This is a genomic window from Streptomyces sp. NPDC051320 (assembly GCF_040682175.1).
Lineage (GTDB): Bacteria > Actinomycetota > Actinomycetes > Streptomycetales > Streptomycetaceae > Streptomyces.
Window position 1 is genome coordinate 53,081 of the sequence record NZ_JBFBAL010000019.1, and the last position, 13,213, is coordinate 66,293.

The window sequence follows — 13,213 nt, forward strand, 5'->3', positions numbered from 1 at the left end:
ACCCTCGCGGAATGCAAGCCGCCACCGCGCCCTCCGGTCCTCCCGCGCGGAACAATGGGCACATGAGCCAGCAGCCCAGTGCAGAGGTCCCGCTCCCGTCGCTCCAGCCATCCGTCGGTTCGATCACCGCGCACCGTCCGCACACCGTCGCGGCGGCCGTGCCCGACCTGGATTCGGGCATCGACGCCGACGCCGACGTGTACGAAGAGGAGGCGGACGGAGCCGAGCTGCCGTCGGGCCGTTTCCTCGACCGGGAACAGAGCTGGCTCGCCTTCAACGAGCGGGTACTGGAACTCGCCGAGGACCCCACGACCCCGCTGCTGGAGCGGGCCAACTTCCTCGCCATCTTCGCGAGCAATCTGGACGAGTTCTTCATGGTCCGGGTCGCCGGACTCAAGCGCCGCATCGCGACCGGCGTCGCCACCCGGTCCGCGTCCGGGCTGCTCCCCCGCGAGGTGCTGGAACAGATCTGGAACAGGTCCCGGGAGCTGATGGCCCGGCACGCCGCCTGTTTCCAGCAGGACGTCTCGCCCGCCCTCGCCGACGAAGGCATACACCTGATCCGCTGGCCCGACCTCACCGAGAAGGAACAGGCCAGGCTCTTCACCTTCTTCCGGCAGCGGATCTTCCCCGTGCTGACCCCGCTGGCCGTCGACCCGGCGCACCCCTTCCCGTACATCTCCGGGCTCTCGCTCAACCTGGCCGTGGTGGTGCGCAACCCGGTCAGCGGCCACCGGCACTTCGCCCGGGTCAAGGTGCCGCCGCTGCTCACGCGCTTCCTGGAGGCGTCGCCGGAGCGCTACGTCCCGGTCGAGGACGTCATCGCGGCGCATCTGGAGGAGCTCTTCCCCGGCATGGAAGTGCTGGCGCACCACATGTTCCGGGTCACCAGGAACGAGGACCTGGAGGTCGAGGAGGACGACGCCGAGAACCTGCTCAAGGCCCTGGAGAAGGAGCTGATGCGGCGCAGGTTCGGCCCGCCGGTCCGCCTGGAGGTCGAGGAGTCCATCGACCCGTACATCCTGGACCTGCTGGTCAGAGAGCTGAATGTGTCCGACGCGGAGGTCTATCCGCTGCCGGGGCCGCTCGACCTCACCGGCCTCTTCGGCATCTCCTCACTGGACCGGCTCGATCTGAAGTACCCGAACTTCATCGCGGGCACCCACCGCGACCTGTCCGAGGTCGAGTCCGCGTCGGCGCCCGACATCTTCGCGGCGCTGCGCGAGCGGGACGTCCTGCTGCACCACCCGTACGACTCGTTCTCCACCTCCGTGCAGGCGTTCCTGGAGCAGGCGGCCGGCGACCCGGACGTCCTGGCCATCAAACAGACCCTGTACCGCACTTCCGGTGACTCGCCGATCGTGGACGCGCTGATCGACGCCGCCGAGTCCGGCAAGCAGGTCCTCGTCCTGGTCGAGATCAAGGCCCGCTTCGACGAGCAGGCCAACATCAAATGGGCGCGGAAACTCGAGGAGGCCGGCTGCCATGTGGTGTACGGGCTGGTCGGGCTGAAGACCCACTGCAAGCTGTCCCTGGTGGTCCGCCAGGAGGGCGACACGCTGCGCCGCTACTCCCATGTGGGCACCGGCAACTACCACCCGAAGACCGCCCGTATGTACGAGGACCTCGGGCTGCTCACCACCGACCCGCAGGTCGGCGCCGACCTCTCGGACCTCTTCAATCGGCTCTCCGGTTACTCGCGGCGGCAGACCTACCGGCGGCTGCTCGTCGCCCCCAAGTCGCTGCGTGACGGGCTGATCTCCCGGATCGACAAGGAAGTCGCCCACCATCGCGCAGGCCGCCCCTCGTATGTCCGCATCAAGGTCAATTCGATGGTCGACGAGGCCACCATCGACGCCTGCTACCGGGCCGCGCAGGCCGGGGTGCCCGTCGACATCTGGGTACGCGGCATCTGCGCGATACGCCCCGGCGTCACCGGGCTCTCCGAGAACGTCCGGGTCCGCTCGATACTCGGCCGCTTCCTCGAGCACTCCCGGCTGTTCGCCTTCGGCAACGGCGGTGAGCCCGAAGTGTGGTTCGGCAGCGCCGACATGATGCACCGTAACCTCGACCGCCGCATCGAGGCCCTGGTCCGGGTCACCGACCCGGGCCACCGCGCGGCCCTCAGCCGACTGCTGGAAACCGGTATGTCCGACAACACGGCCTCCTGGCACCTGGGCCCCGACGGCAACTGGACGCGCCATGCGACCGACGCCGAGGGACAGCCGCTGCGCCATGTCCAGGAGATGCTGATAGACGCCCGGAGGCGCCGCCGTGCGACCCCCTGACCCGACGGGGACGGCGGACGCGCTGCTGTCCCGATACCTGCACGACCGGGCTGCGGAGTTCCTGCGCAGCCTGCGCGCCCACTCGGCGGGTGAAGAGGAGTCGGCCGACGCCCTGCGCCGCTCGTCCCGCCGGATCAGTGGCACCCTGCACACCTTCCGGGCGCTGCTGGACCCCGGCTGGGCCGATCAGCTGCGCGCCGAGCTGGCCTGGCTCTCCGGCACGCTGGCCCGCGAGCACGCGTACGCGGCCCGGCTCGACCGGCTGCTCCACGCGCTGGCCAGGCTCTCCGACGCCACGCCGACGCTGCCCGCGGCCCGGACGGACGGGGCGAGACCGGCCGCCCCCGAAGCGACGGCGATCGCGGCCACAGCGGAGGCGGCCCGGCCCGCGCCGGCCGTGGGGGCGGCCCGGGCCGGTGCGCTGCTCGAGCGGCAGCTGACGCTGGCCAGAACCCGGGCCCACTCGGCGTCGCTGCAGGCGCTGGGTTCGGCGCGGTTCCACGCGGTGGCGGACGCGGTGGCGTTACTGGCCTCGGAGGTTCCGTTCGCCCCGTCGGCAGCCGAACACGCCGGTGCGGCGCTGCTGCCCGCAGTCGAATCGGCCGACCACCGGCTCGCCGAGGCGGTCGGCGCGCTGCCGCTGCACCGGGCCGCACACCCGTACAACGCGGCGGGCCTCAGCGACTCCCTGGACGCCCCCTGGCACCGGGTCCGGCTGCTGCTGCGGCTGCACCGGTACGCCCGGGAGGTGCTGAGCGCCGACACCGCGAACCGGCCGGTGCCCGACCTGAAGCTGCTCGACGCCGGGCAGGCACTCGACCACCACCGGGAGGCGGCCGAAGCAGCCGCAGCCGCGGCGGCAGCGGCCCGTACACCCCGGATCGCGCCGACGACGGCGTACGCGCTGGGAGTGCTGCACGCCGACCAGCGCCATGAGGTGGAAGCGGCCAGGTACGCGTTCCAGCAGAACTGGCAGCGCACGGCGGTGGCCACGCCATGACTGCCACCGCGGCACGTGGTCGTCCGCCGAGGTTCACTCCCCGTTCACTCGCACCCTTCGGCCACTTCACCTGATCTGCCTAATTTCGGCAGTGCACGGTGCACGGCGACCCGCCTCACCGGACATCTCATCGCACGCCGCCGTACAAGGAAAAGAAGCGCCGGCGGCTCCTGGAAGGAACACCCGAAGTGAAGCTTCAGCGCAAGAACCGGCTTCGCGCCGCCACGCTCGGCGCCCTCGCCGTCTCCGGCGCCCTGGTCCTCACGGCGTGCGGTTCGGACGACAACAGCGGCTCCACCGGCGGCACCGGCGGCAAGACCAGCGCCGCGTCGAACATCAAGTGCGACGGCAAGGGTCAGCTGCTCGCGTCGGGGTCGAGCGCCCAGAAGAACGCCATGGACCTGTGGGTGAAGAACTACACCGCAGTCTGCAAGGACGTGCAGATCAACTACAAGCCCAACGGATCGGGCGCGGGCATCCAGGAACTCCTGCAGGGCAAGACGACCTTCGCCGGCTCCGACTCGGCGCTCAAGCCGGAGGAGGTCGTCGCCTCCAAGAAGCTCTTCAAGGGTGGCCAGGCCATCGACCTGCCGATGGTCGGCGGACCCATCGCCGTCGGGTACAACGTGCCGGGCGTGTCCAACCTGGTCCTCGACGCCGACACCCTCGGCAAGATCTTCAACAGCAAGATCACCAACTGGAACGACCCGGCGATCGCCGCGCTCAACAAGGGCGCCAAACTGCCGAACCTGAAGATTCAGGCGTTCCACCGCTCCGACGACTCGGGTACCACCGACAACTTCACCAAGTACCTCAAGGCCGCCGCGCCCAGCGCCTGGCCGTACGAGTCCGGAAAGAAGTGGGAAGCCAAGGGCGGCCAGTCCGCCGACGGCTCCTCCGGCGTCTCCTCGCAGGTCAAGCAGACCTCCGGCTCGATCTCCTACTTCGAGCTGTCCTACGCCACCGCCAGCAGCATCAGCACCGTCAAGCTCGACACCGGCGCCTCCGCACCGGTCGAGGCCACTGCCGACAACGCGTCGAAGGCCATCGCCGAGGCGAAGATCGTCGGCACCGGCAGCGACCTCGCCCTCCAGCTCGCCTACAACACCAAGGCCGAGGGCGCCTACCCGCTCGCCCTGGTGACGTACGAGATCGTCGGCACCAAGGGCAACAAGGCCGACACCCTCGCCGCCCTGAAGTCGTACCTGGCGTACATCTCCAGCAGCGACGCCCAGACGGCGCTGAAGCAGCTCGGCTACGCCCCGCTGCCCAGCGAGATCGCCGCCAAGGTGCAGAGCACGGTCAAGACCCTCTCCTGACTCGAGTGCGGCCGGCCCACCGCCTGACGGCAGGGCCGGCCGCCCCCATCCGGTGCACCGCCGCGCCCGGAGCCCTCACCGGCCCCGCAGACCGGAGAAACCCATGGACGTCATCCCGACCGCAGTCCCCCGCACCGTTCCGCGAAAGTCCGCCTCGCCCGTCCGCATCGGCGACCGGGTCTTCCTCGCCCTCTCCCGGGGGTCCGGAATCCTGCTGCTGGTGATCATGGCCGCCATCGCGGCCTTCCTGGCGGTCCGCGCGAGCCACGCGATCTCCGCCAACCAGGGTAACTTCTTCACCACCTTCGAGTGGGACCCGAACACCGACCACCCGGTCTTCGGCATCGCGGTCCTCGCCTTCGGCACCGTGGTGAGTTCGCTCATCGCGATGGTCATCGCGGTCCCCGTCGCCATCGGCATCGCGCTGTTCATCTCGCACTACGCCTCGCGCAGACTCGCCTCGCCGCTCGGCTACGTCATCGACCTGCTGGCCGCCGTACCGTCCATCGTCTACGGCCTGTGGGGCGCGCTCTTCCTCGTCCCGCACCTCACCGGCCTCTACACCTGGCTGGACACCTACCTCGGCTGGACCGGCGTCCTCAGCTACCAGGGCGGCGCCGCCCGGTCGCTGTTCACCATCTCCATCCTGCTGGCGATCATGATCCTGCCGATCATCACCAGCGTCAGCCGCGAGGTCTTCCTGCAGGCGCCGAAGATGCACGAGGAGGCCGCGCTCGCGCTCGGCGCCACCCGCTGGGAAGTCATCAGAATGTCTGTCCTGCCCTTCGGCCGCTCCGGCGTCATCAGCGCGTCGATGCTGGGCCTGGGCCGGGCGCTCGGCGAGACGATGGCCGTCGCGACCGTGCTGTCGCCCAGCTTCGACATCGGCAAGAGCCTGCTGGATCCCGGCGGCGGCACCTTCGCCCAGAACATCGCCAGCAGCTTCAAGGAAGCGGGCGTGATCGGGGTCGGCAAGGACGCGCTGATCGCCTCAGGACTCGTCCTGTTCGTCCTGACCCTGCTGGTCAACGGCGCGGCCCGGCTGATCATCGCCCGCCGCAAGGAATACTCGGGGGCCTCGGCATGAGCGACGTCATCGTCAACGACCGGGCCGCGGTCATCGACCCCCCGTCCCGGCGGAACACCCTGCACCAGCCGCGGCTGCCCCGCTGGGCGCCGCCGGCCCTGGCGGCCGGCTCGGTCGCGGTGGCCTGCGGGATCGGTCTGGCCGCCGGGTTGAGCAGCCGGATCCAGTGGGGCCTGATCGCCGCGCTGCTGTTCATCCTCGGTACGTACGCGCTCGCCGCCCGCGTCGAGGGCCGCCGGCAGGCCAAGGACCGCCTGGCCACCAGCCTGGTGTGGGTCTGCTTCCTGCTCGCGATCATCCCGCTGGTCTCCCTGCTCTGGGAGACGGCCCGGCGCGGCGTCAAGGTGCTGGACGTCAACTTCCTGACCCACTCGATGGCCGGCACCCAGTCGATTCTCCCCGGCGGCGGGGTCTACCACGCGATTATCGGGACCCTCGAGCAGGTCGGCATCGCCACCGTCATCGCGGCCCCGATCGGCCTGCTCACCGCGATCTACCTGGTCGAGTACGGCCGCGGCAAGTTCGCGAAGGCCGTGACCTTCTTCGTCGACGTGATGACCGGCATCCCCTCGATCGTGGCCGGTCTGTTCATCCTCAGCCTGTGGATCATCATTCTGGACTTCGGCTACTCCGGCTTCGCCGGGTCGATGGCCCTGGCCCTGCTGATGATGCCCGTCGTGGTGCGCTCGACCGAGGAAATGCTCAAGCTGGTGCCGGGCGAACTGCGCGAGGCGTCGCTGGCGCTCGGCATCCCGAAGTGGCGCACCATCCTGAAGGTCGTACTGCCCACCGCCATCGGCGGTATCGCCACCGGTGTGATGCTCGCGATCGCCCGTATCGCGGGCGAGACCGCTCCGCTCGTACTGCTGGTGTTCGGCTCACCCTCGATCAACAACAACCCGTTCTCGGGCGCCCAGTCGTCACTGCCCTTCTACATCTTCGAGCAGTGGGCGGCCGGCAACGACGCCTCGTACGACCGGGCCTGGGCCGCGGCACTCGTGCTGATCGCCTTCGTCATGATCCTCAATCTGGTGGCCCGCGGCATCGCCCGCTGGAAGGCCCCGAAGACCGGCCGCTGACGCGGCAACCGAAAGAAGCTGATTTCTCATGGCCAAGCGCATCGACGTCGGCGGCCTGAACGCCTACTACGGCAACCACAAGGCCATCGAAGACATCTCGATGACCGTCGAACCCCGCTCCGTGACCGCCTTCATCGGCCCCTCGGGCTGCGGCAAGTCCACCTTCCTGCGCACGCTCAACCGCATGCACGAGGTCACCCCCGGCGGCCGCGTCGAGGGCAAGGTCATGCTGGACGACGAGAACCTGTACGCGTCGAGCGTCGACCCGGTCTCCGTCCGCCGCACGGTCGGCATGGTCTTCCAGCGCCCCAACCCGTTCCCCACCATGTCGATATTCGACAACGTGGCGGCCGGCCTGCGGCTCAACGGCTCGTACCGGAAGAGCGAGCTGGCCGGCATCGTGGAGAAGTCGCTGAAGGGGGCCAACCTCTGGAACGAGGTGAAGGACCGCCTCAACAAGCCGGGCGCCGGCCTCTCCGGCGGCCAGCAGCAGCGGCTGTGCATCGCCCGGGCGATCGCGGTCGAGCCGCAGGTGCTGCTGATGGACGAGCCGTGCTCGGCCCTGGACCCGATCTCCACGCTCGCCATCGAGGATCTGATCGGCGAGCTCAAGGAGCGCTTCACCATCGTCATCGTCACCCACAACATGCAGCAGGCTGCGCGGGTGTCGGACCGTACGGCCTTCTTCAACCTGGCCGCGGTTGGCCAGCCCGGTCGGCTGGTCGAGATCGACGAGACCGCGCGGATCTTCTCCAACCCGTCCGTCCAGGCGACCGAGGACTACATCTCCGGCCGCTTCGGATAGACGCCCTGGCTTGCGGTGCTGCATGGCGGTGCCACCGCAAGACGGAAAGGGCCCGCCCCCGCGGATTCCGGGGGCGGGCCGTTTCACTTCCGGGACCAGCCGCATTCCCCGGGGGCGCCCCCCGGACCCACCGCCGCCACCACCACAGCCCAACGGGGCCGACCCGGATCAGAAGATCAGCTCGACCACCCAGTAGCACAACGCCGCAACGATCGCCGCAGCCGGCATCGTGATGAACCATCCGAGGACGATGTTCTTCGCCACACCCCACCGCACCGCACGCGAGCCCTTGGTGGCGCCCACGCCCATGATGGCCGAGGTGATGACATGGGTCGTGGAGATCGGCGCGCGGTAGATGAACGCCGAACCGAACATGATCGCGGCTCCGGTGGTCTCCGCGGCGAAGCCCTGCGGCGGGTCCAGTTCGATGATCTTGCGGCCGAGGGTCCGCATGATGCGCCAGCCGCCCGCGTACGTGCCGAGCGAGAGCATCAGCGCGCAGACCAGCTTGACCCAGACCGGGATCGCGTCGGTGTACGACTGGTGGCCCGAGATGACCAGCGCCATCACCACGACGCCCATCGTCTTCTGGGCGTCCTGGAGACCGTGGCCGAGCGCCATGCCCGCGGCCGAGACCGTCTGGGCGATGCGGAAACCGCGCTTGGCCTTGTGCGGGTTGGATTTCCGGAACAGCCAGAGGATCACGACCATCACCAGATAGCCGACCACCAGGCCGATCACCGGCGAGGCGAGCATCGGAATGACGATCTTGTCGAGCACCCCGGACCAGTAGACGGCGATCCCGCCCGCGAGCGCCGCACCCACCATTCCGCCGAACAGGGCATGGGACGACGAGGACGGCAGTCCGAAGTACCAGGTGATCAAGTTCCAGACGATCGCCCCGGCCAGCGCGGCGAAGAGGATTCCCATCCCCTTCTGGCCGTGCGGGGTACTGATGATCCCCTCGCTGACGGTCTTGGCGACACCGCTGCCCAGGAAGGCACCGGCGAGGTTCATCACCGCGGCCATCGCCAGCGCCGCACGGGGGGTCAGCGCCCTGGTGGAGACCGAGGTGGCGATCGCGTTGGCGGAGTCGTGGAAACCGTTTGTATAGGTGAACCCGAGCGCAACGCCGATCACCACGATCAGAGTGAAGGTGTCCACGAAGTTCAGGACTCCTTGACCGCGATGGTCTCCACCGTGTTGGCGACATGCTCGAACGCGTCGGCCGCCTCTTCCAGCACATCCACGATCTGCTTCAGCTTCAGCACGTCCATGGCGTCGTACTTGCCGTTGAAGAGCTGGGCGAGCAGCTTGCGGTGGACCTGGTCGGCCTGGTTCTCCAGGCGGTTGACCTCGATCCAGTACTCGGTGAGGTTGGTCATCGTCCGCAGGTTCGGCATGGCCTCGGCGGTCAGCACGGCCGCCCGGGCCAGCACCTCGATCTGCTGCTCCACACCCTTCGGAAGCTCCTCGACCTGGTACAGCACGACCAGGTCCACGGCCTCCTCCATGAAGTCCATGATGTCGTCGAGCGACGAGGCGAGGTTGTAGATGTCCTCGCGGTCGAACGGCGTGATGAAGGAGGAGTTCAGCTGGTGGAAGATCGCGTGCGTCGCGTCATCCCCCGCGTGCTCCGCTGCCCGCATCCGCTCCGCGATCTCGACCCGGGCGGAGGCGTCCGCGCCGAGCAGTTCCATGAGGAGTTTGGAGCCCGTGACGATGTTGTCCGCAGATGCGGCAAACATGTCGTAGAAGCTCGTCTCCCGGGGGGTCAGACGAAAGCGCACGTGGGTTCCTCGGGTGCTCTGGATTCGGTCAGGGTGATGCTTAGGAGGGTACTGAAGGTGTTGCCCGGGCTCGCGGGCCGTGACACGTACATCTGCGGCGTTGCCGAACCGCCCCAATAGCTCCGCTATAAGGTCGCTCCGGCGCCTTGCAGCCGTACCCACCACGCCCCGCTCCCTGATCCGGCCAACACCTCCAGCACTCTCCCTCTGCGCATCGCCCGGCCACGGCTAACCGGCATTCCTCAGTGTCGCCCATGCGGCAGAGTGATCAGCACGGCCCCCGCCCCGATTTTCGGAAGGATCGGTACCATATACCCACAAGGGGTATCCAGATCCCTTCGGAGGACGGCCTCATACCCCTTCACAACGGTTCAACAACGGAGGACGCGATGACGACCACCGAGGCGGCGGGCGCCCCCGACCGCGCCGGCCAGGTGGCGGCCGACGAGCCGACCGACCGGCCGGCGGTGCATGGCTACCACAAGCAGAAGGACGAGCACCTCAAGCGGCTGCGCCGGATCGAGGGCCAGGTCAGGGGCTTGCAGCGGCTGGTCGCCGAGGACGTCTACTGCATCGACATACTCACCCAGGTCTCGGCGTCCACCAAGGCCCTGCAGTCCTTCGCCCTCCAGCTCCTCGAGGAGCACCTGCGCCACTGTGTGGCCGACGCCGCGGTCCGGGGCGGCGAGGAGATCGACGTGAAGGTCGAGGAAGCGACCAAGGCGATCGCCCGGCTGCTGCGCACCTGATGGTGCGGGAGCGGCGGTGATACGCGCCACTCATCCGGCCGGTCTGCCCCCACTCACCGTTCGGGGCGGTCCTCGTGGCGGCCGGGGCCGGAAATCGATGGGTCGGCCCCCACCATGAGCACCTCGTCGATCCGATCCTGACTGAGCCGCTCCTCGATCGCGGCCGCGGCGGCGATCATCAGTTCGCTGCAGAGCTCGATCTCGACGAGGGCAATGCGGTCCTGCACCGTCAGCACCCCAGGCACGGACATCACCCCTTTTCTGCCGCAGTCGACTTCCTAGCGTAGGGAGCCGGACACACCGCGCGCATGGCACGGACGGACCATTTCTACTGGACAGTTCCGGCGTAGATCTGGTCCTTGGGGGGGAGTCCGGCCTTGACGGGGGTGCCGAAACCGAACAGCAGGATCGTCGAGGCGACCTCGACCGTATGGCCCTTGTTGGCGAAATCGAACCGGTGGCGCACCTTGCACAGCCGCCCCCGGTCGTCGAAGTAGGCATCGAACGGCACCGACGATCCGGCGAACGCCTTCGCCGCAGCCGCCAGAGCCCGACCGATGGGCGCGGGGGCGCGCTTCGAGGCCATCACGAGGTCCGCGGTCCCGGTGTAATGCCGGACCCGGACCCCGCCCAGCTCTTCCCGGCCCACGTACGTCACGCCGTGCGCTCCGCGCAGCAGCTCGGCGGCCACCAGCGGATCGGTTGCCCCGTTGGTCACCAGGTTGCCATCGGGGAGCTTCGCGGGTTCGACTTCGACCCACTGGTCGGCGGGCACATTGGCACCCCGGTTCTTCATGTAGACCGCGGCCGGCGTCAGCACCTCGGTGATCGGACGGTGCTCCTCGGCGCCCGCCGCGTCCTTCGGCAGCACCACGCGAAGCTGCCCGGTGCGGCGGACGAAGTCGAACCCGCCCTCGCCTCGGATGGTCACCCGGGTACCGCCGGACGCCATCGTCATCGAGGTGACGACCTTCGAGCTCCGGGCCGCGGCCAGCGCATCGGCGGCCTGCCGCACCATGTCGGCCCCGGCCCGGTCGTCGGCGGCGGCCCCGGCGCGGGCCGAACATCCTCCGGCGCCTACCAGACCCGCCAGAGCGAGCGCGGCACCGGCCACCACCCCGGCCCTGTCCCTGCCCTTGCCCTGCTGCACCATCGCCGCCAACCCCCAACGCCTGGCCAGTAATCGTCCGTGCCGCTCCTCCCGCATAACGACGTCCGGTGGCCGCCGTCACGCCCGAGTACCGTGGACGGGTGCACGACGACCACCCCTCCCAGCGCAGCGGCGACCACACCACGAGTACCTCCGAACGGGGCTCCTTCTGCCTGGCACGCTGCACCTGCGGCTGGGCGGGCCCGGCCCGCCGATCCCGTGACCGCGCCCGCGCCGATGCGACCGGGCACGCGCCGAAGCGCTGATCCCCCCGCCCGTCGCACATCAGCTCGTCACGGGAACCTCCGCCCCCCACAACCGCGTCTGATAAGCCGGAGGTCCGCCCATGCGACGCCGTACCCTGCTCATCGCCGCCCCCGTCCTGGCCACCGCGGTCGCCTGCCACAGCGGTGCCACGGACGCGCCGGGCCGGACCGGTCCGGCTGCCCGCAGCACGTCACCCGTCACCACATCCCCCGCCACCCCCACCACACCGAGGTCCTCCCGGCCCCGCGCCGCTGCCGACTGGACCGCACTCGGCCACGGACTCGACGGCAAACTGGTCCGCCCCGGCGACGCCGACTACCCGGCGGCCCGTCAGCTCTACAACACCCGCTTCGACAACCTGAAGCCGGCCGCCGTCGCCTACGTCGCGGACGAGGCCGACATACGCGAGTGCCTGGCCTACGCGCAGGCCCACCACGTCCCCGTCTCCATCCGCAACGGTGGTCACTCGTACGCCGGTTGGTCGTCCGGCAACGGTCACCTGGTCATCGACGTGTCGAAGCTGTCACACATATCGGCCGACGGCACGATCGGCGCCGGAGCCAAGCTCGTCGACGTCTACGAGACCCTGGGCAGGAGCTCCCGCTCGCTGCCCGGCGGTTCCTGCCCCACCGTCGGCATCTCCGGTCTCACCCTCGGCGGCGGCCACGGCGTGGCCTCCCGCGCCTACGGTCTGACCTGCGACGCCCTCACCTCGGCCACCCTGATCACCGCCGACGGCCGGCGGATCACCGCATCCGGCAAGGAGAACAAGGACCTCTTCTGGGCGCTGCGCGGCGCGGGCAACGGCCAATTCGGTGTGGTCACCGAGCTGACCTTCCGTACGCACACCGCCCCGCAGACCGTCTCCGCGTATCTCTCCTGGCCCTGGTCGAAGGCGCGCGCGGTCATCGACGCCTGGCAGAAATGGGGCCCCGACCAGCCCGACGAGATCTGGTCGTCGGCCCATCTGGAGGCCACCGCGGGCGGTGGGGTGCCCGGCCTCACCGTCGCCGCGTTCTCCCTCGGCTCCTACGGCGGTCTGCAGAACGCCGTCGACCGACTCGCCGACGCGGTGGGTGCCTCAGCGAGCTCCGTATCGCTGCGCAGGCACAGCTACGAGCAGGCCATGCTGCTGTACGCGGGCTGCGCCGGTCTCAGCGAGGACCAGTGCCATCTGCCGGGGCCGACGCCCGGCCGCCGCGCCCGGGGTGCCCTGCAGCGCGACACCTATGCCGCCGCCTCGGACTTCTACGACCGCGCGGTCCCGGCCGCCGGGATCGCCGCGCTGCTGTCCCGCGTCGAAGGGTTCGCCCGGCTGCCCGCCGCGCAGGGCGCGGGCTCCGTCGCCCTCACCGCACTGGGCGGCGCGATCAACCGTGTCGACCCGTCGGCCACCGCCTTCGTCCACCGGCGCTCCCGGGTCCTGGCCCAGTACGTCGCGTCCTGGCGCCCCGGCACGGCCGGCTCCGCCCAGCAGGCCTGGCTGAAGTCCACCCATGCGGCGATGGGGCCGTACGCCTCGGGCGGGGCGTACCAGAACTACAGCGACCCGTCCCTCACCGGATGGCGCACGGCGTACTACGGAGACGGGGCGTCGCGGCTGACCGCCCTGAAGAAGCGGTACGACCCCGAACGGGTGTTCAGCTTCCCGCAAGCGCTGTGACCTGGCGCGGGGGCTG

Annotated in this window: 13 protein-coding genes; 9 read left to right on the top strand and 4 right to left on the bottom strand. The window is 69.5% G+C overall.

Translation table 11 applies throughout. The annotated features are described in order from the left end of the window. Positions 1–62: 62 nt before the first annotated feature. The 6 genes from AB0M87_RS30210 (at position 63) to pstB (ending at position 7,578) form a co-directional block, all read left to right on the top strand. Positions 63–2,288 carry an RNA degradosome polyphosphate kinase gene (locus AB0M87_RS30210; protein WP_365858584.1) on the top strand — a complete coding sequence of 742 codons (2,226 nt, stop codon included), beginning with the start codon at positions 63–65 and terminating at the stop codon, positions 2,286–2,288. Further along, on the top strand, positions 2,275–3,288 hold the full coding sequence (locus AB0M87_RS30215; protein WP_365858586.1) for a CHAD domain-containing protein: 1,014 nt from the start codon (positions 2,275–2,277) through the stop codon (positions 3,286–3,288). Before AB0M87_RS30210 ends, AB0M87_RS30215 begins: the two co-directional genes overlap by 14 nt. A gap of 188 nt (positions 3,289–3,476) precedes the next feature. Beyond that, the gene (gene pstS, locus AB0M87_RS30220) at positions 3,477–4,607 is read left to right on the top strand and encodes a phosphate ABC transporter substrate-binding protein PstS (RefSeq protein WP_365858589.1); all 1,131 of its coding nucleotides are present in this window, start codon (positions 3,477–3,479) and stop codon (positions 4,605–4,607) included. A 103-nt stretch (positions 4,608–4,710) separates the two neighbouring features. Further along, the gene (gene pstC / locus AB0M87_RS30225) at positions 4,711–5,694 is read left to right on the top strand and encodes a phosphate ABC transporter permease subunit PstC (protein ID WP_365858591.1); all 984 of its coding nucleotides are present in this window, start codon (positions 4,711–4,713) and stop codon (positions 5,692–5,694) included. Continuing rightward, entirely contained in the window at positions 5,691–6,773 is a 1,083-nt protein-coding gene (gene pstA, locus AB0M87_RS30230) for a phosphate ABC transporter permease PstA (RefSeq protein WP_365858593.1), read from the top strand. Before pstC ends, pstA begins: the two co-directional genes overlap by 4 nt. 28 nt (positions 6,774–6,801) lie before the next feature. After that, positions 6,802–7,578 carry a phosphate ABC transporter ATP-binding protein PstB gene (pstB, locus tag AB0M87_RS30235; protein WP_365858595.1) on the top strand — a complete coding sequence of 259 codons (777 nt, stop codon included), beginning with the start codon at positions 6,802–6,804 and terminating at the stop codon, positions 7,576–7,578. A 168-nt stretch (positions 7,579–7,746) separates the two neighbouring features. Here pstB and AB0M87_RS30240 read toward each other — a convergent pair whose 3' ends face one another. Continuing rightward, positions 7,747–8,742: an inorganic phosphate transporter gene (locus AB0M87_RS30240; protein ID WP_365858597.1), complete on the bottom strand. Its 996-nt coding sequence runs from the start codon at positions 8,740–8,742 to the stop codon at positions 7,747–7,749. 5 nt (positions 8,743–8,747) lie between these two features. After that, positions 8,748–9,368, bottom strand: a complete 621-nt coding sequence (locus AB0M87_RS30245; RefSeq protein WP_365858599.1) for a DUF47 family protein — start codon at positions 9,366–9,368, stop codon at positions 8,748–8,750. Between the two features lie 389 nt (positions 9,369–9,757). On the opposite strand from AB0M87_RS30245, the gene AB0M87_RS30250 reads away from it, so the two are divergent. Beyond that, a complete protein-coding gene (locus tag AB0M87_RS30250) occupies positions 9,758–10,117 on the top strand; it encodes a metal-sensitive transcriptional regulator (protein ID WP_365858601.1) in 360 nt (119 codons plus the stop codon). 53 nt (positions 10,118–10,170) lie between these two features. Here the strand turns inward: AB0M87_RS30250 and AB0M87_RS30255 are convergent, their stop codons facing one another. Continuing rightward, positions 10,171–10,368, bottom strand: a complete 198-nt coding sequence (locus tag AB0M87_RS30255) for a hypothetical protein (protein ID WP_365858603.1) — start codon at positions 10,366–10,368, stop codon at positions 10,171–10,173. Positions 10,369–10,445: 77 nt separating this feature from the next. Further along, positions 10,446–11,270 (bottom strand): hypothetical protein, encoded by an 825-nt coding sequence (locus tag AB0M87_RS30260; RefSeq protein WP_365858605.1) that lies wholly within the window; start codon positions 11,268–11,270, stop codon positions 10,446–10,448. Positions 11,271–11,335: 65 nt separating this feature from the next. Here AB0M87_RS30260 and AB0M87_RS30265 point away from each other — a divergent pair, with 65 nt between their 5' ends. Both AB0M87_RS30265 and AB0M87_RS30270 read left to right on the top strand, forming a co-directional pair. Next, positions 11,336–11,533 carry a hypothetical protein gene (locus AB0M87_RS30265; protein WP_365858649.1) on the top strand — a complete coding sequence of 66 codons (198 nt, stop codon included), beginning with the start codon at positions 11,336–11,338 and terminating at the stop codon, positions 11,531–11,533. A gap of 80 nt (positions 11,534–11,613) precedes the next feature. Further along, a complete protein-coding gene (locus AB0M87_RS30270) occupies positions 11,614–13,197 on the top strand; it encodes an FAD-binding oxidoreductase (RefSeq protein WP_365858607.1) in 1,584 nt (527 codons plus the stop codon). The last annotated feature ends 16 nt before the right edge of the window (positions 13,198–13,213 follow it).